Here is a 24,274-nt window from a genome sequence, read left to right as displayed (position 1 = left end):
ACAGAGCGCGGCCTATCAAGCGCCGCGCTCCTTTTTAGCCCTGAATCAAGCCACGATGTCCGAGAACGCCGCCTGGCCGACGGTGTTGACCAGGAAATCAGCCACACCATGCCCGGAGAAGTCCACCGACAACAGGCTATTGGCGCCCGAGGTGGTCAATACGGCATCGCCGACCGCACCGGTGAACGCGCTCACGAAGTGCAGGCCTGCGCCTTTGGTAATGCCGGTCAGGTCGATCTTGTCCAGGCCGCTGACAAAGTCGAGGATCTGGTCGGCCACACCTGGCTTGGAGTCGCTGCTGGCAGCGAACACAAACGTGTCCGAACCGGTACCGCCCCATAGCTTGTCAGCACCACCCGCGCCGAAGAGAATGTCGTTGCCGGCACCGCCCTTCAATTCGTTGGCGGCACCGTTACCGATCAACAGATCGCTGCCCGAACCGCCGATCGCATTCTCGATGACTGCACCCTTGGCAATGGAAACGTTGCCGACCAAGCCACCGACGTCGGAGAACGAAGCCTCATTGAGGTTGATCTTCTGGTTTTGGGTGAAACCCGAGAAGTCCAGGGTGTCCTTGCCGCCTGCGTCCCACACCGAGAACACGACCTTGTCCGACGACGAAGACGCACTGAGGAAGTCGCGACCGGTGTTGGAGTTGAAGCCGTAGGTCGTGTCGCCGGTACGGGTGCTCGTATTGGCACCGTAGAGTTTCTGGATGGCGGCAATATCGTCCATCAGCGGGCCGGACGCATACGCTTCGACGCCGCCCTTGCTGAAGTTCTGGTCGGTATTGCTTTCGCTCCAGTAACTCATGACGCTGTAACCGCGGGTGTCTTGCCCGTAAGTGGCGTCATTGTAAGTCGGTGCGCCTTCGCCGGCGTTGTAGTCGCCAGGATGCGCCAGGCCCAAGGTGTGCCCGATCTCGTGGGTCAGCGTTTGACGGCCGTAATTGTTCAGGTCCGGCGTCTTGTTCGGCGTGTAGCTGCTGTTGGTCAGGTACCAGGACGTACCGTCATAACCAGCGCCCGTGCCCGGCAGATAGGCAAATGCCGCGGCGCCATCCTGGCCACCACTGTAGTTGCCGAAGGTCATATGACCGTCACCGCCCGTGGACTTCTCGGTGAAGGTCACGTTGGCCACATCGGCCCAGGATTGCATGGCAAGCACGGCCTGGGCTTTTTGTTGGCTGCTGAACTGACTGAAGCCGGTAATTCCGTGCTTGTTCATGGTGCTCGACGATGCCGAGGTCAGGAACATGTAGGTCAGTTCGATTTTGCCGCTGCCGTCCTTATCCTGGTAGGCAGCTCCGTCGCGCAGTAACTGGGTGGCGGCCTGATCGACGGAGTAGGACGGTTTGCCATTGACCGTGAGACTGCCGCCTCGGTCATATTCATGGCTGAAGCTGTCGATCTGGTTATACGCTGAACTGGGTGCAGCCAATGCTTGCGAGGACGCAGAGGCCTGTTCGGCATGATCAATAGCGCTGGTTTTTACATTCGACATAAACACACTTCCTTGTTTAGCTATGGAACAGTTTTTGTCAGATAGCGACAATCCCTGGCGAGATCGTCCTATCACTCGCCCAATGAAGGCGAAAGAAAACTGACACAATTTGAAATCAAACGTCTAGTGTTTTTTTGACGTCAAATTGTTCTGTTCCGGCATATGCCCGTAAACAATGCGTGCGCTGGCTAAAGATTGTTTTGCATCTGTGCGTTTGCGCAAATCGTCTGACAATTCGCTATTTAAATATTAAATATAAGTAAGTTGTTTTTTGTCGAAGGCGTCTCGATTTTCTGGACTAATCAATATGAGTGCCAGTGCATTGATATCAGTTAAATTTGTGTTGGATTTGAGAATTTACGACTGCTGCGCAGCCGAACGCAGCCTTCGCCAGCTGCTACAAGGTTCATGTACACCGCAATCCTTGTAGCAGCTGGCGCAGCCTGCGTCCGGCGGCGCAGCAGTCGTCAAATCATCACAACCAACACGCATCCCAAAGCGGATAATCATGAACACGCGTCACCAACCCCGCCCGTATCGGGTTGGCCACGACATAGCGCGCAAGATCCTTCACGTCTTCGTCCCGCCGAACCGCGCGATCGTGATAACCCTTCTGCCACAACCGCCCTCGCCGCCCTAACGCCTGATTGACTGCCAGGCTGCTGCGTGACTTTATCCGGCACATCAGCTCCGCCAGCGTCTTGTCCTGCAACCGCACCAGGCAATGCATATGATCTGGCATCACCACCCACGTCAAAAAATCGGCCCAACCGTCCTCCTGCGCCAAGCGCAATTGCTGAACAACCGACCCTCCCAAACGCCAATCAACAAAAAACGGCTGCCGCTGGTGAACGACAACCGTCAATAAGTAAATGCGCCCAGATTCGGAAAAACGCCCAATACGCAGCTGACCGGCTTTTGAATCGAGTGGCATTCCATTGCCTCCTGATCAATAAAAAGGAGGCCTGGAATCTACCGTATTGCCAGCCGAATCACTGAGCGCAAATCACACAAAACATGAACCCTCAACTCCCCGTCCGAATCTTGTTCCACACGCGCGTGCGAACCCGGTCAATGTTCAGCGGCATCGCCTCCAGCGCGAACAGCTTGCCCATCATCTCGGGGCTCGGATAAATCTTGGTGTCGTTCTTGATTGTCGGCTCGATCAGCTTGTCTGCCTGTTCGTTGCCATTGGCGTAGTGCACGTAATTGCTGACATCGGCCATGACGTCCGGGCGCAGCAGGTAATTCATGAAGGCATAGCCCGCTTTCTCGTCCGGCGCGTCGACGGGCATCGCGACCATGTCGAACCAGATGGCGGCGCCCTCCTTGGGAATGGAGTAGCCGATGTCGATGCCATTCTTGGCCTCCTTGGCGCAATTCTCCGCTTGCAGGATGTCGCCGGAGAAACCGACGGCCACGCAGATGTCACCGTTGGCGAGGTCGCTGGTGTACTTGGACGAATGGAAATAGCTGACATACGGCCGAACTTTCAGCAGCAGTGCTTCGGCCTTTTTATAGTCTTCCGGATTTTTACTGTGGGGTGGCAACCCCAGGTAATTCAGCGCCGCAGGCAGCAGTTCCGGGCCGTTGTCGAGGATGGCGACGCCGCACTTTTGCAGCTTTTTCATGTTCTCGGGTTTGAAGATCAGGTCCCAGGAATCGACCGGCGCGTTGTCGCCCAGCGCAGCCTTGACCTTGGCGATGTTGTAGCCGATACCCGTGCTGCCCCATAGGTACGGGAAACCGTGCTCGTTACCCGGATCGTTGGTTTGCAAGGCCTTTAGTAGCACCGGATTGAGGTTCTGCCAGTTTGGCAACTGGCTCTTGTCGAGCTTCTTCAGCGCTCCCCCCTCAATCTGCCGCGCCATGAAGTGGTTGGACGGAAACACCACGTCATACCCGGATTTACCAGTCATCAATTTGCCGTCGAGGGTTTCGTTGCTGTCATAGACGTCATAGGTGAAGGCGATGCCGGTTTCTTTCTGGAAGTTTTTCGTGGTCTCCGGGGCGATGTAGTCCGACCAGTTGTAGATTTTAACCGTCTCGGCCGCCTGGCTGAGGGTTGCGACGAGTGCAAGTGGCGCCAGTGTCAGTGTCTTTCGGATCATGAGTCGATTCCTGTAGGGGCTTTTGTTATTGGCAGGCAATCAGAAGATCAAAAAATCAAAACGTAGGTCTTGCGCACGGTTTCCTGGATATCCCAGATACCGAGACTGTTGGCTGGCAACATCAATGCATCGCCAGCTTCTATGTGCAGGGTTTCACCGTCGTCCGGGGTGAAAGTGCAGCGCCCCTGGATGAAGTGACAGAATTCCTGGGCAACGATTTGTCGGCGCCAGCGTCCGGGCGTGCATTCCCAGACCCCGGTTTCGACGCCGTCGTCGCGTTCGACGCTGGTGGTCGAGGCCACCGCCACGGGGGTCCCCAGTGGCACAGCGACCGGATTGGATTCTTCCAGCTGCAAGGTGGCGGTGTTCTTGAACTGCGTAATGCTCATGGGCGTACCTGTCGAGGGAAAAAGCGCTGTTTACTGCATGAAGCCTTCCATGAACCCCGCGACCCCGCTGGCCAGCTTGCGGCGCCAGGGTGCGGTAGCCGGGTTGGCCAGGGTCTGGTCTTCGTGGACAAAGCTGCGGATGATCGCGTTGTAACCGAGCCAGCGGCAGGGTTCCGGCTCCCAGGCCTTGAGTGTGTCGAGCCCACCCGGCATGACCCAAGGCTGGTGTACCAACTCCGTATCGCGCTCAAGAATCAGATCAGCAAGGGTACGTCCGCCCAGGTTGCTGGCACCGACACCCTCCCCGCCATAACCACCGGACAAGGCGATGCCACTGGCGTGATCACACAACATGTGCGGTTTGAAGCGCCGCGACATGCCAAGGTTGCCGCCCCAGGCGTGGGTAATCCGTGTGTTCTTCATCTGAGGGAAGAGCTCGCCGAACAGATAGCGCCGTAGCTCCACTTCGTGGATTGTCAGATCGAAGTCGTGGCGTAATTTGCCGGCAAATTGGTACCCGCCCCTCGCACCAAATACCAAGCGGTTGTCGGCAGTACGCTGGCCATAGGTCACCTGGCGGCTGCTCTCGCTGAACGCCTGGCCTTGATTCAGACCGATTTCGTCCCAGACCGCAGCCGACAGCGGCTCCGTGGCAACGATCAGGCTTTGCACCGGCAGTTGATACCGACCCAGCGGCGGCAAGGTGGTTGCGTAGCCTTCTACTGCCGGGACAATCCAGCGGCTGCGAACCTGTGCCTTGGCCGTGTGCAAACTCCCCGACTGCCACTGCGTGACCGGGCTGTTTTCATAGATCTTTACCCCCATGTTTTCCACCGTCCGAGCCAAACCTCGCACCAACTTTGCCGGATGGAGGGTCGCGACGTGCGGTGCATAGATACCGCCATAGGGCTTCGCAATTCTGACCTGTTGCGCCAGTTGCTCGGGACTGAGCCAGCGGTAATCACTTTCGGTCAGGCCCTGGCGGTAAAGGTCGTCCAGATAGCGGCGCAGGCTGACTTCCTGCTCGGGGTAGCGTGCGGCGCAGTAAAGCACCCCACCTTTGCGGTAATCGCAGGCGATGCCCTCACGCTCAAGGACGACTTCCACTTCATCAGGAATGGCGTGCAGCAGGTCGAATGACGCGCGGCGTTGTTCCGGCGACAAGCCGGCGAGCAAACGGTCTTCACCCAGGATATTGCCCATCAACCAGCCGCCATTACGGCCCGAGGCGCCAAAACCGGCGGTTTGTGCTTCGACAATAGCGATGTCCAGGCCCGGTGCCAGACGCTTGAGGTAATACGCCGTCCAGAGCCCGGTATAGCCGGCGCCGATGATTGCGACGTCGACGTCCAGGTCGTGCTCCAGCGCCGGACGAGCCAATAACGGCTCGTCGAGCTGATCCATCCATAAACTGATAGTGCGCCACGCCGACATGCAAGACTCCGCCACTCAAACTTCGATGGCGTCGATCCTAGTGCGTGGGCTCAGGGACTGTCTTGCGCGCGTGCACGCAAAGAAATTTGTTTTGCATAGGCCTTGGGGGACAGACCGGTGTGCTGGCGAAAACAGTTGTAGAACGCCGACAGCGAATTGAAACCCGCGGCAAACGCCAGCTCGTCGATACGCAATGGCGGCGTGGCAGCGTCCAGTGCGCTGAGCAGATGTTGCAAGCGCGCCTGGTTAACGTAGCGATAGAAGCTCTGGCCCAGCACCTGATTCAGCAAGTAGGAAATCTGGTTGCGACTGTAGCCACACTCCTTCGCTACCCGTTGCAGGTCGAGCTCGGGGTCCAGGTACGGTTGCTGACGCAGGAAATACTGCTGCAAGTCATCGGCCATGAAACTCAATTGTCTCGGCGACAACCCCAGACGACTGACGGCCGGGCGCAGCGCCTTGCTCGCCTTGTTGTCTGCCTGCTCGTGGACCAGCGTGGCGTATTCGTTGACCCGCCAAATCAAGCCATCACGTACCATGATTGCCTCACTGGTGTGGAAGGACACCAGCCCCTCACCGCCACGCAAGGTCATCCGGTACTGAATAAACGCGGTGTTACCGTCGAGGCGAATCCGGTCCGAATGTTCCAGCGCTTCGCCCGGGTTGCGAGGCATGCTGACGCGCACGTACTCACGCAGTTCATCGAGCCCCATCACCCGATTCTGGAAAAAGTCGTGGTACTGGATCTCAGGGTGATAAAGCGCCATCACGCCATCCAGATCGCGGTGCTTCCAGCACAAGTGGTAGCGCATGACCGTCTCGCCCGTGACCCGGGTCTGCTGCGGCCCATCATCATCGGTGTGCATAAAAAACCCAGGGCGAAAACGCCGAGCTTGCCCAAGTTCGGCGAAGGCTTCAATGGCTGCAAAAATGCCCCGCGAAAACCCAGCGCGACCCCCTTACAAAAAAATCGACGAAGCGCTCAATAGAACCGAAAAAAATCACATCGTTTTCACATACCGGTGCTACTTTTAAATGCAGTCACCGGTTGAGCCATTGAAGGCTCTACCCCTCCTAAACTGAGCTAAAGGAAGCGCTCGATGAAGAAGGCGGGCAACATATGAATAAAGGGTCTTTCAGCAAAGTCACGTTTCCAAACGCCTGCCAGCTGATGCGCTGGCATTTTCATCCCATGGGATTCGAGGCGAGCATGGACGCGCCGGGCAGCATGATTGCGCGGCTGTTTGATCGCGCCAGTGGCGAGACCATGATCGCCATTGCCGGTATTCCTTGCGCAACCGTCATGAACGCTGCGGATGTCGAGCGAATCATTGAAGCTGTCGAGGATGAACTTGAGGCGTTCATCCCACCTGTGGCCCTCAGAAGCTATGCCTGATGGCTGAACACCCAGTAAAAAGCCCACGTCATGTGGGCTTTTTTGTGGTTGGCCACATTGTTCAGATGCAATGAAATCCAATGTGGGAGCGATGGTGCGACGATTCGACCTGCTCGCGAAAGCGGCCTTTCAACTGATGCCGATTTCGACTGACACGACGCCTTCGCGGGCAAGCCCGCTCCCACAAGGATTACGCTGACTTTGCACTATGGCGATGATCGGCAAAAAACGCTTTGCCGCTGCCGATCCGGTCGGACGCCTTGGGCATGTTCACCGCGGATGAGTCCTGCCCCTCCACATACCAGTAGCAATGACTCACTGCCCGGGTGATGCCGACGTACGCCAGTCGCAGGATTTCGTCCTTTTGCGCGCTGTCGTACGGCTCACTGTCGCCTGCCTTGCCAAGGCCCGCCATCTGGTAAACCTGGTTCTTGTACGGTGACTGGGTCAAATGCTGACAATCGCCCAGCAAAAATACTGCGTCAGCCTGCAAGCCTTTGGCGCTGTGATAGGTGAGCTGTTTGAGTCGGCGCTCGTCATAAGGCAAGCTAGAATCAACATTAACAACCGACTGAATATGTTTTTCTATCAATAACTTATCGCTGCTTTTTCGATACAACATCAAGATTGAATCACCCTGCCGGTAGTGTTCCATCAGGCGCTGTGCCATGCCCTGATCGTCTCGATCCAGAACGTTTACCGGCAACAACGCTTTGGGCTCGCCACAAGCCTTGGCTTTCTTGCCTGCGATAGCCGGCGCCGCACGGACGATATGCTCGGCAGCGTCGATGATGTATTGATGGCTGCGATAGTTGTCGCCGAGCATAACTTTGGTAGTGCCTGGTGACGGGAATTCTTTATTGAACTCCATGAAATACGTCGGCGAACTGCCGCGCCAGCCGTAAATGGACTGCCAGTCATCACCGACGCACAGCAAGGATGAACGCTGCGCGCCCCGCCCCACGTGCATCGCCGGGCCTCGACTGCGGATTTCGGCCAGGCTTGCGCGAATCCAGGAGACGATCTGTGGCGATACGTCCTGAAATTCGTCGATCATCAGGTGCGACATTGGCCGCAGTAGTTCATCGCTGAGCAGCTTCAGGTTTTCCGGGGAATGCTCGCTGAATAGCGCGAACATGCGGTTGTAGGTCATTACCGGGGGCTTTTGATCGAGCAGGTGATCTTCCAGCGCCCGCCAGAACAGACTCAACGCCTCGAAGAAGAACCGGTCGGGGTCATCCTTGGCGAAACTCATCTGACCAACTGCGCCCGGAACATCCAGGCCGAGGTTTTCTATGAACCCGGCCGCCGCGACAAAACAATCCAGCAAGGGGGCTGACGCCAGCTCTCCTTTTACCTTGTAATCAAAGCCCGGCCCCGCACTGGCATCGCCTGCCAACGAGGTCAAAATGCGCTTTGATGACTCGTAACTATCAAGCCATATCAATGACTTACGACAGAAAGCTTGAAACAGGGTGCGCTTAACCGCCCATTCTGCACGGACCGTTAGCTTGGCATTCGGACGGCAGACCTGCGGGTTTTCCCGGGGATCGAACCCCAGCACGACCCACGCATCCAGACTCGGGATGTAACCGTGGCAATGGAACGTCGAGCCATTGATATCGAAAGTCTGGCGTTTCGGCTCAATGCCCTTGATGGGCCAGGCGCCAGCGCGAAACCACAGGTCTTCAATGGCATCACATAACTCTTCATCGCGCTTGGCGGCCAATTCGGTCACGGCCACGCGTTTTTGTACATCCGGGTGGTCGCGCTCCAGCTCCTTGAGTTGCAAGGCGTGACGGGACAACGGCTTGATTAACTCGCGAAAGCGTTCGTCACGGGTATGCAACTGGTGATAACAGGCGTTGAGCCGCTGTCGCTGGGCATCATTGATACGCAAGTCGAACGGATTACTGTCGACCTCCTCGTCGCCGTTTTGCGCGCGATCACTGAGGTTTTCGAACGCTTGCAAACGCTCGAATCCCGGCAGGCTGCGTACCATCGGCAGGATACGAGAGTGGAAAGTGCGCACCAGATTGCGCGCCTCTTTGAGGCTCAGCGCACGGTCCCACAACGCAAACAGTTCGATCAGCTTGTTAATGAAGTCTTTACGTGACTCGCGAGTGAACGTCACTACGGTCATCGAATCCAGCTCGAAACCCAGGTAGTGAGTCAGCAGCAGGATGCGCAGCACCAGCGTGGTCGATTTGCCTGCGCCCGCCCCGGCAATCACTGACGTTGACGGCGTATCGCTGAAAATCATCTTCCACTGGGCAGCGCTCGGCTGGGCATGCGATGGCATCAGACTGGCCACATCAGCCTTCATGCGCCTCTTCAGTTCAGCGCTCAATGGCAGTCGCCAATCGTCAAACAGATTGTCATCCACGTTGGGTGGCCGATGTTCGGTTGAACGCGAGTCGCGGATCAGCAACACCTGCCGGCCTTCTTCCAACCCTTCGACCCGGCCTTCTTTGTAGCCGTAGTCGAACCCCGCGCTGTGACCGCTGCGAAAACCGTCGGCCTGCCCATGCAACCAGGAGGCGCGGTGTTGGGCGCGCAGGCGGGTCAAGCCATGACCGAAGAATCGGGCGGCCAGGCGTTTGAGCAGCGGCATCTCGGTCAAGGGACGAAGTTCGGGAGGAAGATCGGGGGTGTGTTGCGGCACGCGGGCTGACTCCAGGGTGTGAGGCTGTTGAGGGCTATGGTGTCTGCATTTGCTGTTCAGTTCTAGTGAAATGCTTACAGGTCATTGGCTTATGCGATGAAGTGAAGGCTGGATGAGAACGTTTTGAGGTTATTTTGCATCAACTAATTCGATGGTAATGAGGCATTTTTTACGCTTTTTATCGATGAGTGCCTGATAGATGATGCTCGCCATTAACCCCTTTCAGGAAACGATCATGCTCGAACTCAGATCCTTTAGCTCTTTGGGTGGCGCCCATCACGGCTGGTTGGATGCCCATCATCACTTTTCGTTCGCTGAGTACTATGACCCCAAGCGCATGAACTGGGGCAACCTGCGGGTGTGGAACGATGACGTGATCGCCCCTGGCACCGGGTTTCCACAACACCCGCATCGGGACATGGAAATCATTACCTATGTTCGTGAAGGCGCGATTACTCACCAGGACAACCTTGGCAACAAGGGCCGCACCGAAGCAGGTGATGTTCAGGTGATGAGCGCCGGCACCGGGATCGCACACAGCGAATACAACCTGGAGGCGACACCGACCAAGATTTTCCAGATCTGGATTATCCCGAACGAGTCCGGTCTTGCACCGTCCTGGGGCGCCAAGCCGTTCCCGAAAGGTGAGCGTGAAGGCTTCGTGACTCTGGCCAGCGGCAAATCCGGTGACGATCAAAGTTTGCGAATCCGTGCCGATGCGCGGCTGGTGGCGGCCAACCTGAAGGCCGGTGAATCGGCTGAATATCGCCTGGACAGCGGTCGTCGCGCTTACCTGGTGCCAGCCACCGGTGTCATTGAAGTCAACGGCTTGCGTGCACAAGCTCGAGACGGTGTTGCCGTGGCCGATGAGCAGGTGTTGCGAGTGACAGCGATCGAGGACAGTGAAATCGTCCTGGTCGACCTGGCTTGATCGAGTAAAAAACTCCGGACAAAAAAAGGGGCGACCGTTATGGTCGCCCCTTTTTTTTTTGGAATTTTGGTGCCTGGACTGAAGCCATCGCGAGCAAGCTCGCTCCCACAGGTTCAGTGGTGATCACAGATTTTGTGTTCGACACTGACACTGTGGGAGCCGGGCTTGCCCTCGATAGGGTCTTCAATCACTTCGCAGCGATTGCGCCATCCACCAGTGTTTGTGCTTCTGCCACCAATTGCTTGAGGTGGTCATCACTCACAAAGCTTTCGGCGTAGATCTTGTAGATGTCTTCCGTGCCCGATGGGCGCGCCGCGAACCAGCCGTTTTCAGTCATGACCTTCAGGCCGCCGATGGCCTGATCATTACCCGGCGCATGGCTGAGGATGCTTTGGATGGCTTCGCCCGCCAGCTCGGTCGAGGTGACCTGATCCGGCGACAGCTTGCTCAGCAAGGCTTTCTGTTCAGGGTTGGCCTTGGCATCCACGCGTACCGAGAACGGCTCGCCGAGTTCGTCGGTCAATGCGCGATAGGCCTGACTCGGATCGCGGCCTGTGCGAGCAGTCATTTCTGCTGCCAGCAGTGCCGGGATCAAGCCATCCTTGTCGGTGCACCAGACACCGCCATCCTTGCGCAGGAACGAGGCGCCAGCACTTTCTTCGCCGCCGAAACCCAGCGAACCGTCGAACAGACCGTCAGCAAACCATTTGAAGCCGACGGGCACTTCGTACAATCGACGCCCCAGGCGCTTGGCAACGCGATCAATCAAGCAGCTGCTGACCACGGTCTTGCCCACGGCTGCATCGGCGCGCCACTGCGGGCGGTTCTGAAACAGGTAGTCGATCGATACCGCCAGGTAATTGTTCGGTGCAAGCAAACCACCGGACGGCGTAACGATGCCATGACGGTCATGATCCGGGTCGCAGGCAAACGCGACATCAAAGCGCTCTTTGAGGCCGATCAGGCCTTGCATCGCGTGGCTGGACGATGGGTCCATGCGGATCTGGCCGTCCCAGTCGACGGTCATGAACCGGAACGTCGGATCAACCTGTTTGTTGACCACGTCGAGGTCCAGACGGTAGTGCTCGGCAATAGCCGACCAGTAGCGCACCCCTGCTCCGCCCAACGGATCAACGCCCAGACGCAGCTTGGCATCACGGATGGCGTCGAAGTCGATCACGTTGATCAGATCGGCAACGTAGGTATTGAGGTAATCGTGACGGTGAGTCGTGCTGGCTTTCAGCGCCTGCTCATAGCTGATGCGCTTGACGCCAGCGAGCTTGGCGGCCAGCAGTTCGTTGGCCTTGGCCTCGATCCACTTGGTGATATGGGTATCGGCCGGACCACCGTTGGTGGGGTTGTACTTGTAGCCACCGCTTTGCGGCGGGTTGTGGGACGGCGTGATGACGATACCGTCCGCCAGCCCCGACGTGCGACCACGGTTGTAGCAGAGAATGGCATGGGAAATGGCCGGGGTCGGCGTGTATTCATCACCTTCGGCGATCATCACGGTGACGCCGTTCGCCGCCAACACTTCCAGGGCGCTGGCACCCGCCGGCGTGGACAGTGCGTGGGTGTCGATCCCGACGAACAACGGGCCGTCGATGCCCTGGGCTTCGCGATACAGGCAGATCGCCTGGCTGATAGCCAGAACGTGCCACTCGTTGAAACTCAGGTCGAACGAGCTGCCTCGGTGCCCGGACGTGCCAAATGCTACACGCTGGGTTGAGATGGCGGCGTCAGGCTGGCCGGTGTAATAGGCCGTTACCAGTCGCGGGATATCGACCAACAATTCTGCCGGTGCCGGTTTGCCCGCAAAAGGACTGAGTGTCATGCAAAACCTCTGAAATAGAGTGGTTCAGGAATTGGATCGCAGTTTACTGGCAGTTTGACCGCAACGCGATGTTATCGATCCAGGAAGATCGAGGATGTTTTATAACCTCGTTCAATCGACCGCCTCCAGACGCAAGGCATCCCCCAGCAAGCCCAGTGCAACGCCAAGATCATGCTCACCGCCAAAGGTATGGCTCAATCGTAAATGTTGCGCATGCAGCCCGCGCAAACTGAACAATTCCCCCGGCGCCACCACCACTTGTTGCTTGAGCAGGCGGTGGAACACGCCGCGCACATCGACCCGACGCAACGAACGAACCCAGACCGTCGCTCCCCCCTTGGGGTCGACAAAGTGCAACGCATCCGCCAGGCGCTCCTCAAGCAACAGGGTCATTTGCACTTTGCGCTCCTTGAGCAGTCGTCGCAGCACCAACAAGTGCTGGTCGATCCGCCCATTGTTGTACAGGCGCGCGATGGCTTTCTGGCGGATCGGCGACAAGCGGAACGAGCGCAGCAGAAAGTGCCGCTGCAGTTCACTGCGCAGTTGCCGCGAAAGCAGATAACCATATGGCGCTTCTGGCCCGATGACTTTCTCGAACGTGGAAAATACGATCAATCTGTCCGGGTCCAGTAAATCGCGAAACCGTGGACGGCCGGGTTCATATTCAAGTTCGCCGTAACAGTCATTCTCCAACACCCAACTACCGTGTCGCTCCAGCAACTGTGCGGTCTTCTGTCTGTTGCTGTCGCAGGCCACACTGCCACGCGGCATGTTCAGGCCGGACGACAGCATCACCAGTCTCACCGGCTCGGACTCCAGCAACAACTGCAGATGGTCGTGATCCAGCCCACCATCGGCTTGCAATGCCACCTCGACAACGTTTACATCGCAGGCGTCAAACAAGCGCAAGATCGACCAGTCGCAGGGCGACTCCACCACGACCGTTGCGTCCTTGAGACAAAGCACCGCGATCAATATTTCCAGTACGCCCCGCAGATCGGCGCCGATGTAGACATCGTCGGCGTGCCAACAACGTGCTGGCGAGGAGGTATAGCGTGCCGCCAGGGCCGCGCGCAGTTCCCGTTCGCCGCAAGGTTGAACACTCGATTGCGGCTGGCGCGGATACTGGCGCAACAGCTCTCGCTCCAGCAGCAACAGTGGGCTGTCCAACGGCTGCAACAGCGCAGGTTCATCGGTACTCAACACCAGCATTCCCGGGCGCCTGGCATTGACATAAACCGTCTCCAGCAGGTCATTGCCGCTGCACGGCGGCCGGATGAAGGACACGGGCAATGCGTAGTAACCGGATTTGGCGACCGAATAGACTCGCCCCTCCTTTTCCAGCAGCGAGTAAGCGTACTGAATGGTGGAAATCGATACGCTCAGGCGTTCCGCCAACTGTCGTAACGAAGGAAGCCGCACGCGCGTATCGCTGGCCGGCTCGCTGATGAGGTGGGTCAGGTAGCGGTACACCGCCTGATAAGCGAAATCGGTTTCTCGGGGTCCTTTCATGAGCAATGACCGAACACGCTGAACACGGCCCAAAGCCGCTGAGCGGACGTTACCAAGCCGGGCACCTTCAACGTCCCGCTGACCGTTCGCTCGTCACAACGTCAATCTCCCTTGTATCTGCGCTCTGCCCCACGTCCGCAGGTTCGCCGCTGACCACCGGCCCCATGCGATAAAGCGTACCAATCAGGCTGACGGGTAACCCGCTGACGTCAACCATCCATTGCAAAACCTGCTCGGGTGCAGGCATGCCCTGCATGGCCCGATGCAGGTCCGGCAACGCCACGAGCATGCCGGGATGACACTGGCGCAGAAAGTATTCAAGCGATGCGCCATGCTCGACAAAAGGAGCGAACAGCAAACACACCAACTGAGCTTCATTCAGACCCAAGGTCCTTTGAGCCTCTATCGCCGCCAATTCCCGCTGATCGGACAGGATTGCCGGGGCACAAAACGCCTGTAATGCCTGTTCACACGCATGCTCAGGAAGGTGCTTGCGGCGCATCATCACCAATACCCGCTGCACATAGTCGGCAACACCGGCCTCATACGCGCGACCCTGCACGAAGCAGGCTTGCAGCCCCCGCAGGTGTGCGGCAATCGAAAGGCTGACGAATTCGTAATCGCCCAATTGAGTCGTCAGCCCGTCAGGTTGAAACTTCAGGAACTCAGTGAGCAGCGGCCAGCGCTCTTCCAGGTTGCTGACCAACATGTCGTGAATATCGATGTAGGTCGCACGGCGACACGCCTCAAAACCTTCTGCGGGGCGCCACGCGGCTTGTTCGTGATCTGGATAAAACTCGCGATAGCAATCGCTGCCCAGTTCATCGAGTCGAGCAAAGAGCTGCTCATAGCTGGTTTCCGGTTGATCCGGGGCCTTGAAACCGGCCTTCGCCGCAGCACGGTTCAATCCCTCCAGTAACTGCTTTTGCTGACGAGGCGAATCGCTGCTGACCAAGGCATCGACACCGCGATCCCAGCGGGCTATCTGCCCGTAGAACTCGCCGGTTGCCAGGTAGGCGTCATCCCAAAGGTCGAGGGGGCCGTTCCAGGTTCGACGGTGACCCACCATCAAAAGATTGAGGCGATTTGACTCCCGTCCGGCTTCAGAGATTGCTACTGCATGATTGAACGGCAGGACCTCGCGGTTATCGACCATCAACACTTCAACGCGAGGATCATCGTAAAGAAACAATGCGCTGCAACTGCGATGGATATTTTCAACGGCCGCCGACACCACCCCGTTCGATCGCAAGGTCGCCACCCGCAGCTGGAATGTCGCCGGGGCCCGGCCGGCAATACTCAATTGTGCGGCGCGCAGCAGAGCAAGGGTGTAGCAATTGTCTCGGGTGCCGGACTGGATCGTCAGCACCTTGTATTCGCCGATACGTTCCATGCCACCGGCTGCGACCACGATGCGCTGAATCATCAGTTGCAAAGCCGTACGTTCAGCCCGTGAGAAAAAACTCAGCAATCGTTGCAGTACTTGCTGATAAACATAGTTCATTGCCTGATCATGGGTATTGGTCATCTTCGTTTACCTGTTACTCATAGAGTCGATGTCACACAAACAACGTCATGCATGATGCAATCGGTTACCTGTCATGATTAGAGTGCTGGAGTTGATATGAAATATTAACACTTGGTTTTTAGTCATTATTTGAAATGATTAGGCGCAACCAATGATGCGCCGTGCCGCCGAGAGCCTTCAGCCCATGCAGGGCGGGCCTCTGGCGAGGGCACGAGACATCCTAGGAAATATCCGACAACTTCCCACAGACAGGTAGTACGACAAATAAAGAAAGAAGTTACCCTGCTCACTTCCTCAACTTTTCGAAAACACACTAATTGTTGAGCGTGTATTACGGAGCCCCGATAAACAGCCATAGCTCATTCCTTGAGATGAAAGTAATCATTCAATTATCAAGGCTTATATGATGATTAGAAGATACAGATTGAGGGCAAAAACCAGTTCAGTTGCTGAACGGCCCCGTCATGGATTGACAGGACGCCTCGTGCTTTCGACAAGGGAATGAAAAAGTCCGTGCAAGCACGGACTTTTTAACGGGGAGTTACACAGGCTCGACCTGGAGGGCCACCCGCTCGCGGCACGGGCATTCGTCCATGTAGCGATGTGCTTCGACAAACTCGGAAAACGGAAAGACCCGAGTCTTGAGCGGCAGCAGCACGCGGTCCGCGGTCAACTGGTTGATGTCACGCAAGGCACGTTGCAGCGCGACCTGGTCCTGGATGATGCCCAGTTCCGGCTTGCCGGTGAAATTGCCGATACAGTGCACAAAGAACTGAATGTTCTTCTGGAACGCTGCACAGGCCGGGAACGGCGTCTGGTTGCCCCCCTGCAGGCCATACAACACCAGGCTTCCACGCGGTGCGAGCACATCACCGAGCAGCGACATCTGCGGACCGCCCAAACCATCGAACACCACATCCACACCGCGGTTGTCCGTGATTTTGTTGATCCGCATGAGCAGATCTTCTTCTTCGGTGACGATCACTTTCTCGGCACCGAGCGACAACAGGTACTCACGTTCATCCGCCGTTTTGGTGGCAGCAATCACGCGTACACCCAAGGCCTTGCCAAGCTGGACGAACGAAGGTCCGGCACAATGGCTGGCGTCGGTCACCAGGACGAATTGCCCGGGCTTGACGCGTGACAGATCGACGTAAGCAAAGTAAGCAATCAGCAACGGCGTGTAATGCACGGCCGCTTCGATCGGGTTCAGCACATCGGGATAGCGGGTCAGCGCCGAGCGAGGCAGAACAATTTGCTCGCCGTACACCGGATAATCGTTCGGGCTTTGCGACGGGAAGCTAGCGACCTTGTCACCCACTGCCAGGTCATCCACGCCCTCGCCGAGCGCCGTAACGACGCCGGACATTTCCTGGCCCAGGCCCGAAGGCAGACGAGCGTGGGACGAGGCCAGATTCTGGCGCCAAAGCGTGTCATACCAGCTGATGCCAATCGCCTCGACGCGCACCTGCACTTCGCCCGGAGCAGGAAGCACTGCCGCATGCTCTTCGCATTTGAGCACCTCGGCTGGACCAAACTTGTGAAAACGGATCGTGCGGGACATCGCAAACCTCGTCAAAGTAACCTCTAATGCCATGAACTCTATCCGGGCTTTCTACCCAAGACTATCAGTGGCTATTAATAGTCGACATGCCTGTCATTGATTCCGCAGCACCGGCGACATTGTCAAATGTCGTGAAAATCGAAGCGGCCTTTCGGGAAAAACTGAATTACACGGTGCAGAGTAGCAGCCTTTCCCCGTAAGATTCATGCCGGCCATTGTTCTCATATGGCCGCTCTCGTCAAGCTTGATGACTCTGCCAGGACTCCAGATGAATCGTAATGACCTGCGTCGTGTCGACCTGAACCTGTTGATCGTTTTCGAAACATTGATGCACGAACGCAGCGTAACCCGCGCTGCAGAGAAACTGTTTCTCGGCCAGCCGGCCATCAGTGCGGCGCTCTCGCGCCTGCGTGGGCTGTTCGATGATCCGTTGTTCGTGCGCACCGGTCGCAGCATGGAGCCGTCCGCCCGGGCGGTAGAAATTTTCGCCCTGCTCTCCCCTGCACTGGATTCGATTTCCACCGCGGTCAGTCGTGCGGCGGAATTCGACCCGGCCACCAGCACCGCGGTGTTTCGCATCGGCCTTTCGGACGATGTCGAGTTCGCCCTGCTGCCGATGCTGCTCAAGCGCCTGCGGGCCGAAGCACCGGGCATCGTCCTGGTGGTGCGCCGGGCCAATTACATTCTGATGCCAAGCCTGCTGGCCTCGGGCGAGATCTCCATTGGCGTCAGCTACACCGCCGACCTGCCGGCCAACGCCAAGCGCAAAGTACTACGTCGCAGCATGCCGAAGCTGTTGCGGGCCGACACAGTGCCGGGGCCGTTGAGCCTGGATGATTTCTGTGCACGACCGCATGCGCTGGTGTCGTTCGCTGGCGACCTGAGCGGCTTTATAGATGAAGAACTGGAAAAGCTCGGGCGCAAACGGCATGTCGTACTCGCGGTGCCGCAGTTCAACGGCCTGAGCACGCTGCTGAGCGGGACGGATATCGTCGCGACAGTGCCCGACTACACGGCCGACGCGCTGACGGCTGCCGGTGGTGTTCGGGCTGAAGATCCGCCGCTGCCGGTGCGCAGTTTTGAATTGCACATGGCCTGGCGCGGGTCGCAGGACAATGATCCGGGCGAGCGCTGGTTGCGTTCACGGATTCAGATGTTTTTTGGGGATCCGGACAGCCTGGCGTGACATACGTATGAATGTCGCCGACGCTATCGCAGGCAAGCCTTGCTCCTACAGGGCCATTGCACGATATGTAGGAGCCAGGCTTGCCCGCGATAGCCTCACCTCGGTTTCAAGACTGATTGATGCTTTTCCAGCAACACAGAATTTCCATCAAGCCCGTTGATAGCTCACCAACGCAAGGTGCAAGCTAGAGAGCTCGCCCGAGCCTCATATCATTCCGAATGATAGTTACCTTCGCTTCATTCGATTCGTGAGATACACCCTCGCCGCTCATCATCCGCCCATCTCAATACATTGGCGGATGCATCCATGGAACAGTCACTCAAACATTTGCGCTTCCCGTTGGCCCTGCTGGCCGTGGTGGTGATGAGCGCTTGCGGCAAGGCTCCGGAGTCTGCCGCCACCATGCCCGCGGCCAAAGTCAGTGTCGCCAAGGTGCTGGAACAACCGATCAACGAGTGGGACGAATTTACCGGGCGCCTGGAAGCCCCGGAAACGGTAGAAATTCGCCCACGAGTCTCCGGGCAGATTGATGAAGTGGCGTTCACTGAAGGCGCACTGGTCAAGAAAGGCGACTTGCTGTTCCAGATCGACCCGCGTCCGTTCCAGGCTGAGGTCCGCCGCCTCGAAGCCCTGGTCGCCCAATCCCGCGCCAATGCGACTCGCAGTGAAAACGAAGCCCAGCGCGGTGAACGCCTGCGCACCAGCAACGCGATCTCTGCCGAACTGGCCGATTCGCGTACCAGTGCCGCTCAAGAAGCCCGCGCCGCCGTCGGTGCCCTTCAGGCGCAACTGGACCTGGCCAAACTGAACCTGAGTTTCACCCGCGTCACCGCCCCGATCAGTGGTCGTGTCAGCCGTGCCGAAATCACCGCCGGCAACCTGGTGACCGCCGATACCACACCGCTGACCAGCGTCGTGTCCACCGATAAGGTCTACGCCTACTTCGACGCAGACGAGCGCGTATTCCTCAAGTACACCCAGCTTGCCCGCCAAGGCAAACGCGGCGCCACCACCCCGGTTTACATGGGCCTGTCCAACGAAGACGGCAACCCGCATCAGGGCGTGATGAACTTCATCGACAACCAGGTCAACCCGAAAACCGGGACCATCCGCGGTCGCGCTGTATTCGACAACACCGACGGCAGCTACACCCCGGGCCTTTATGCGCGCCTGAAACTGGTGGGCAGCGGCACGTATTCCGCCGTGCTGATCAATGACGAAGCAGTGGGTACCGACTTGGGTAAAAAGTTTGTGCTGGTGATGGATGCCGACAACAAAACGGCCTACCGCGCCATCGAACTGGGTCCGAAGATCGAAGGTTTGCGCATCGTGCGTAGCGGTCTGAACAAGGACGACACGGTCATCGTCAAGGGCCTGCAACGGGTTCGTCCGGGCTCACCGGTGACCCCTGAAGTGATCCCGATGGCCAGCGAACAAACCATCGCCGCCCTGGCTCAACAACGACAAGCGCTGGAAGCCAGCAACCTGCCCCAAGTCGCACCTGCCAAGGTCGCGCCGGGTTCGGTTGTGAAACTGGCTGCTGCGACCCCACGCGGTTAAGGGACAAAAACTCCGATGAATTTTTCTCAATTCTTCATTTCACGGCCGATCTTCGCAGCGGTGCTGTCGCTGCTGATCCTGATCGCCGGCGCCATCTCGCTGTTCCAGTTGCCGATCAGCGAATACCCGGAAGTCGTGCCGCCCACCGTTGTGGTCCGTGCCAACTTCCCGGGCGCCAACCCTAAAGTCATTGGTGAAACCGTGGCCGCTCCGTTGGAGCAAGCCATTACCGGCGTCGAGAACATGCTGTACATGTCCTCGCAGTCCACCGCCGATGGCAAAATCACCCTCACCATCACCTTCGCGCTGGGCACTGACCTGGACAACGCGCAAGTGCAGGTGCAGAACCGCGTAACCCGCACCGAGCCCAAACTTCCAGAAGAAGTGACGCGCATCGGTATCACCGTCGACAAGGCTTCGCCCGACCTGACGATGGTTGTGCACTTGACCTCGCCGGACAAACGCTACGACATGCTCTACCTCTCCAACTACGCCCTGCTCAACATCAAGGATGAGCTGGCGCGCCTGGGGGGTGTCGGTGACGTGCAATTGTTCGGTATGGGCGATTACTCGCTGCGGGTCTGGCTCGATCCGAACAAGACCGCCTCGCGCAACCTGACGGCAACCGACGTGGTGAGCGCGATTCGTGAACAGAACCGCCAAGTGGCCGCCGGTGCACTGGGCGCGCCGCCTGCGCCGAATGCCACCGCCTTCCAGTTGTCGGTCAACACTCAAGGTCGCCTGGTTTCTGAGGAAGAGTTCGAGAACATCATCATTCGCTCCGGCGATAACGGTGAAATCACTCGCCTCAAAGACATTGCTCGCGTCGAACTGGGTTCCAGTCAATACGCCCTGCGTTCCTTGCTGAACAACCAACCGGCCGTGGCGATCCCGATCTTCCAGCGTCCAGGCTCCAACGCCATCGAAATTTCCAATGAAGTTCGGGCAAAAATGGCCGAGCTGAAGAAGAACTTCCCTGAAGGCATGGATTTCAGCATCGTCTATGACCCGACGATCTTCGTGCGCGGTTCCATCGAAGCGGTGGTTCATACCCTCTTCGAAGCGCTGATCCTCGTGGTACTGGTGGTGATCCTGTTCCTGCAAACCTGGCGCGCCTCGATCATCCCGTTGGTAGCGGTGCCGGTTTCGCTGATTGGTACGTTTGCCGTCATGCACCTGTTCGGCTTCTCGTTGAACGCTCTGTCGCTGTTCGGCCTGGTACTGGCCATCGGTATCGTGGTGGACGATGCGATCGTGGTGGTGGAGAACGTCGAGCGAAATATCGAACTCGGACTGACGCCGGTCGAAGCAACCAAGCGTGCCATGCGTGAAGTGACCGGTCCGATCATTGCCACGGCGCTGGTGCTGTGTGCTGTGTTTATCCCGGCCGCGTTCATTTCGGGCCTCACTGGCCAGTTCTACAAGCAATTCGCCTTGACCATTGCGATCTCGACCGTGATCTCGGCGTTCAACTCGCTGACCCTGTCGCCAGCACTGGCTGCCGTCTTGCTGAAAAGTCATGACGCGCCGAAAGACCGTTTCTCCAAGGTCCTCGACAAGATCTTCGGTGGCTGGTTGTTCCGTCCGTTCAATCGCTTCTTCGAGAAGGCCAGCCATGGTTACGTCGGCACGGTGGGCCGGGTTATCCGCAGCAGCGGCATCGCCCTGCTGTTGTACGCGGGCCTGATGGTGTTGACCTTCTTCGGTTTCGCCAACACCCCGACCGGTTTCGTACCCGGCCAGGACAAGCAATACCTGGTGGCCTTCGCTCAACTACCGGATGCCTCGAGCCTGGACCGTACCGAAGACGTGATCAAGCGCATGTCCGACCTGGCCCTGAAACAGCCTGGCGTGGAAAGTGCGGTGGCCTTCCCGGGCCTGTCGATCAACGGCTTCACCAACAGTCCTAACGCCGGCATCGTGTTCGTGACCCTGAAACCTTTCGACGAGCGCAAAGACCCGAGCATGTCCGCGGGTGCAATCGCCGGAGCCTTGAACGGTCAGTTCGCCGGGATTCAAGAAGCCTACATGGCGATCTTCCCGCCGCCACCAGTACAAGGCCTGGGCACCATCGGTGGTTTCCGCCTGCAAATCGAAGACCGGGGCAACCTGGGCTACGAAGAGCTGTACAAAGAAACCATGAACATCATCAACAAAAGCCACAACGTGCCGGAACTGGCCGGCCTGTTCACCAGCTACACCGTGAACGTACCCCAGGTCGATGCTGCCATCGACCGCGAAAAAGCCAAGACCCACGGCGTCGCCGTCAGTGACATCTTCGACACCCTGCAGATCTACCTGGGTTCGCTGTATGCCAACGACTTCAACCGTTTCGGTCGTACCTATCAGGTCAACGTTCAGGCTGAGCAACAGTTCCGCCTCGAATCCGACCAGATCGGCCAGCTGAAAGTGCGTAACAACAAAGGCGAGATGATCCCGCTGGCGACCTTCATCAAGGTCAGCGACACCTCGGGCCCAGACCGCGTGATGCACTACAACGGCTTCATCACCGCTGAAATCAACGGTGCGGCAGCCCCCGGCTACAGCTCCGGCCAGGCGGAAAAAGCCATCGAGAAACTGCTCAAGGAAGAACTTCCAAACGGCATGACCTACGAATGGACCGACCTGACCTACCAGCAGATTCTGTCCGGCAACACTGCGCTGTTCGTGTTCCCGCTCTGCGTATTGCTGGCGTTCCTGGTGCTCGCGGCGCAGTACGAAAGCTGGAGCCTGCCACTGGCGGTGATCCTGATCGTACCAATGACGTTGCTGTCGGCCATTACCGGTGTGATCGCGTCGGGCGGCGACAACAACATCTTCACCCAGATCGGCTTGATCGTACTGGTGGGGCTGGCCTGTAAGAACGCGATTCTGATCGTCGAGTTTGCCAAGGACAAACAGCTGGAAGGCCTCAACCCGCTCGCGGCGGTGCTGGAAGCTTGCCGTCTGCGTCTGCGTCCGATCCTGATGACCTCCTTCGCGTTCATCATGGGTGTTGTGCCGCTGGTGTTCTCCAGCGGTGCCGGTGCCGAAATGCGTCACGCCATGGGTGTGGCGGTGTTCTCCGGGATGCTCGGGGTGACCTTCTTCGGTCTGTTGCTGACGCCTGTGTTCTACGTATTGATTCGCAACTTTGTGGAACGCGGTGAAGCGCGCAAAGCGGCCAAGGCCCTGAAACTGGAGTCGCATCAATGAGTTTTAAAGCTTTCCTGCCGAGCCTGCTGGCACTGGCCCTGAGTGCTTGTGCGGTCGGCCCGGACTATAAGACCCCAGCCACGGAGCCGGCCAACATCACCGCCGCCACCGATGGTGCTGCCGGTCAGAAAAACTTCGACCGCTCGCACTTCGAAGGCATTTGGTGGCAGCAGTTCGAGGACCCGACCCTGAACCAGTTGGTCACACAATCACTTCAAGGCAACCGGGATTTGCGCGTGGCGTTCGCACGCTGGAAAGCGGCTCGGGCGATTCGCGATGATGTCAGCAACAACGCGATGCCGACCATCACCAGCCGAGTCAGCAGTGACCTGGGCAAGGGGCAAATCCCGGGCCAAACCACTGACCGGGTTAACAGTGAGCGCTACGACCTTGGCCTGGACATGGCGTGGGAGATCGACCTGTTTGGCCGGATCCAGCGCAACCTGGAATCCGCCAACGCGGAACAACAGGCGTTCGAAGCCGATTTGTACCAACTGCAAGTCACCATGATTGCCGAACTGGTGGATTCCTACGGTCGACTGCGCGGTGCGCAATTGCGTGAAAAGATCGCCTTGGCCAACCTGGAAAACCAGCAAGAGTCGCGCAAAATCACCATCAGCCTGCGTGATGCCGGCGTCGGCGATCAGCTCGACGTGGAGCGTGCCGACGCACGTTTGGCGTCCGTCGAAGCCAGCGTGCCGCAACTGCAGGCCGAACAGGTTCGCCAGAAAAACCGCATCGCCACCCTGCTGGGTGAGCGTCCGGAAAAGCTGACAGTCGACCTGAGCCCGAAAGATTTGCCGGCCATTGCCAAAGCGCTGCCGATTGGTGATCCGGGTGAACTGCTGCAACGTCGCCCGGACATCCTGAGCGCCGAGCGCAAACTGGCGTCTGCCACCGCCCGCATCGGCGTGGCCAAGGCTGATTTGTTCCCCCGGGTCAGCCTCAGCGGTTTCCTCGGCTTTACCGCCGGGCGCGGGTCGCAAATCGGTTCCTCGGCGGCCAACGCCTGGGCGCTGGGCCCAAGCATCACCTGGGCCGCGTTTGACCTGGGCAGTGTGAAGGCCCGTTTGCGCGGTGCCGATGCGGATGCCGAAGGCGCGCTGGCGACTTACGAGCAGCAAGTGCTGTTGGCGCTGGAAGAGTCGGAAAATGCGTTCAGCGATTACGGCAAACTTCAGCAGCGGTTGATCTCACTGATTCGTCAAAGCGAATCGAGCCGTGCCGCCGCCGACCTGGCCGAAATTCGCTACCGCGAAGGCGGTACCGACTTCCTCGTCCTGCTGGATGCCCAACGCGAGCGACTGGCGGCCGAAGACTCCCAGGCCCTTGCCGAAACCGATCTGTATCGCGGCATTGTCGCGATTTACAAAGCCCTTGGCGGTGGCTGGCAACCCGAGACGGTCGCCAGCAAGTAAGCTTTTGAAGAGCTTCTTTGGTTGGTCACAATCAACCATTTTTTTAGC

Annotated in this window: 17 protein-coding genes; 6 read left to right on the top strand and 11 right to left on the bottom strand. The window is 58.0% G+C overall.

Going from position 1 to position 24,274, the window contains the following annotated elements:
- Window positions 1-45 precede the first annotated feature (45 nt).
- The 6 genes from BMS17_RS26720 to BMS17_RS26695 all read right to left on the bottom strand — a co-directional run bounded on the left by BMS17_RS26720 (window position 46) and on the right by BMS17_RS26695 (window position 6,303).
- On the bottom strand, window positions 46-1,503 hold the full coding sequence (locus BMS17_RS26720) for a serralysin family metalloprotease (protein WP_077432145.1): 1,458 nt from the start codon (window positions 1,501-1,503) through the stop codon (window positions 46-48).
- Window positions 1,504-1,978: 475 nt separating this feature from the next.
- A complete protein-coding gene (locus tag BMS17_RS26715) occupies window positions 1,979-2,437 on the bottom strand; it encodes a transposase (protein ID WP_046033159.1) in 459 nt (152 codons plus the stop codon).
- Between the two features lie 91 nt (window positions 2,438-2,528).
- Complete coding sequence (locus tag BMS17_RS26710) at window positions 2,529-3,614, bottom strand: polyamine ABC transporter substrate-binding protein (RefSeq protein WP_077432144.1); 1,086 nt, start codon at window positions 3,612-3,614, stop codon at window positions 2,529-2,531.
- Window positions 3,615-3,661: 47 nt separating this feature from the next.
- The gene (locus tag BMS17_RS26705; RefSeq protein ID WP_046033157.1) at window positions 3,662-4,003 is read right to left on the bottom strand and encodes a cupin domain-containing protein; all 342 of its coding nucleotides are present in this window, start codon (window positions 4,001-4,003) and stop codon (window positions 3,662-3,664) included.
- 30 nt (window positions 4,004-4,033) lie between these two features.
- The gene (locus BMS17_RS26700) at window positions 4,034-5,437 is read right to left on the bottom strand and encodes an FAD-binding oxidoreductase (protein ID WP_077432143.1); all 1,404 of its coding nucleotides are present in this window, start codon (window positions 5,435-5,437) and stop codon (window positions 4,034-4,036) included.
- Window positions 5,438-5,487: 50 nt separating this feature from the next.
- Window positions 5,488-6,303: an AraC family transcriptional regulator gene (locus tag BMS17_RS26695; RefSeq protein WP_077432142.1), complete on the bottom strand. Its 816-nt coding sequence runs from the start codon at window positions 6,301-6,303 to the stop codon at window positions 5,488-5,490.
- Window positions 6,304-6,557: 254 nt separating this feature from the next.
- Here BMS17_RS26695 and BMS17_RS26690 point away from each other — a divergent pair, with 254 nt between their 5' ends.
- A complete protein-coding gene (locus BMS17_RS26690) occupies window positions 6,558-6,833 on the top strand; it encodes a DUF1652 domain-containing protein (protein ID WP_027923219.1) in 276 nt (91 codons plus the stop codon).
- Window positions 6,834-7,023: 190 nt separating this feature from the next.
- Here the strand turns inward: BMS17_RS26690 and BMS17_RS26685 are convergent, their stop codons facing one another.
- Window positions 7,024-9,498, bottom strand: a complete 2,475-nt coding sequence (locus BMS17_RS26685; RefSeq protein WP_077432141.1) for a UvrD-helicase domain-containing protein — start codon at window positions 9,496-9,498, stop codon at window positions 7,024-7,026.
- A 235-nt stretch (window positions 9,499-9,733) separates the two neighbouring features.
- On the opposite strand from BMS17_RS26685, the gene BMS17_RS26680 reads away from it, so the two are divergent.
- A complete protein-coding gene (locus BMS17_RS26680; protein ID WP_046033190.1) occupies window positions 9,734-10,429 on the top strand; it encodes a pirin family protein in 696 nt (231 codons plus the stop codon).
- Between the two features lie 187 nt (window positions 10,430-10,616).
- Here the strand turns inward: BMS17_RS26680 and pgm are convergent, their stop codons facing one another.
- The 4 genes from pgm to BMS17_RS26660 all read right to left on the bottom strand — a co-directional run bounded on the left by pgm (window position 10,617) and on the right by BMS17_RS26660 (window position 16,867).
- Window positions 10,617-12,263 carry a phosphoglucomutase (alpha-D-glucose-1,6-bisphosphate-dependent) gene (gene pgm, locus BMS17_RS26675; protein WP_046033153.1) on the bottom strand — a complete coding sequence of 549 codons (1,647 nt, stop codon included), beginning with the start codon at window positions 12,261-12,263 and terminating at the stop codon, window positions 10,617-10,619.
- Between the two features lie 111 nt (window positions 12,264-12,374).
- Window positions 12,375-13,775, bottom strand: a complete 1,401-nt coding sequence (locus BMS17_RS26670; RefSeq protein WP_046033152.1) for a PLP-dependent aminotransferase family protein — start codon at window positions 13,773-13,775, stop codon at window positions 12,375-12,377.
- Window positions 13,776-13,842: 67 nt separating this feature from the next.
- Entirely contained in the window at window positions 13,843-15,303 is a 1,461-nt protein-coding gene (locus tag BMS17_RS26665) for a hypothetical protein (protein ID WP_077432140.1), read from the bottom strand.
- A gap of 541 nt (window positions 15,304-15,844) precedes the next feature.
- A complete protein-coding gene (locus tag BMS17_RS26660) occupies window positions 15,845-16,867 on the bottom strand; it encodes a zinc-dependent alcohol dehydrogenase family protein (protein ID WP_046033150.1) in 1,023 nt (340 codons plus the stop codon).
- 268 nt (window positions 16,868-17,135) lie between these two features.
- Between BMS17_RS26660 and BMS17_RS26655 the strand changes: the two genes are divergently transcribed.
- The 4 genes from BMS17_RS26655 to BMS17_RS26640 all read left to right on the top strand — a co-directional run bounded on the left by BMS17_RS26655 (window position 17,136) and on the right by BMS17_RS26640 (window position 24,226).
- Window positions 17,136-18,053: a LysR family transcriptional regulator gene (locus BMS17_RS26655; protein WP_046033149.1), complete on the top strand. Its 918-nt coding sequence runs from the start codon at window positions 17,136-17,138 to the stop codon at window positions 18,051-18,053.
- A gap of 306 nt (window positions 18,054-18,359) precedes the next feature.
- A complete protein-coding gene (gene mexE, locus BMS17_RS26650) occupies window positions 18,360-19,613 on the top strand; it encodes a multidrug efflux RND transporter periplasmic adaptor subunit MexE (RefSeq protein ID WP_077432139.1) in 1,254 nt (417 codons plus the stop codon).
- Between the two features lie 15 nt (window positions 19,614-19,628).
- A complete protein-coding gene (locus BMS17_RS26645) occupies window positions 19,629-22,808 on the top strand; it encodes an efflux RND transporter permease subunit (RefSeq protein WP_046033147.1) in 3,180 nt (1,059 codons plus the stop codon).
- Entirely contained in the window at window positions 22,805-24,226 is a 1,422-nt protein-coding gene (locus BMS17_RS26640; protein WP_077432138.1) for an efflux transporter outer membrane subunit, read from the top strand. Before BMS17_RS26645 ends, BMS17_RS26640 begins: the two co-directional genes overlap by 4 nt.
- Window positions 24,227-24,274: the final 48 nt, after the last annotated feature.

The organism is Pseudomonas sp. C9 (assembly GCF_002000165.1).
GTDB lineage: Bacteria > Pseudomonadota > Gammaproteobacteria > Pseudomonadales > Pseudomonadaceae > Aquipseudomonas.
Note: the sequence above shows the minus strand (reverse complement) of the source record. Positions and strands in the feature narration are given on the sequence as shown.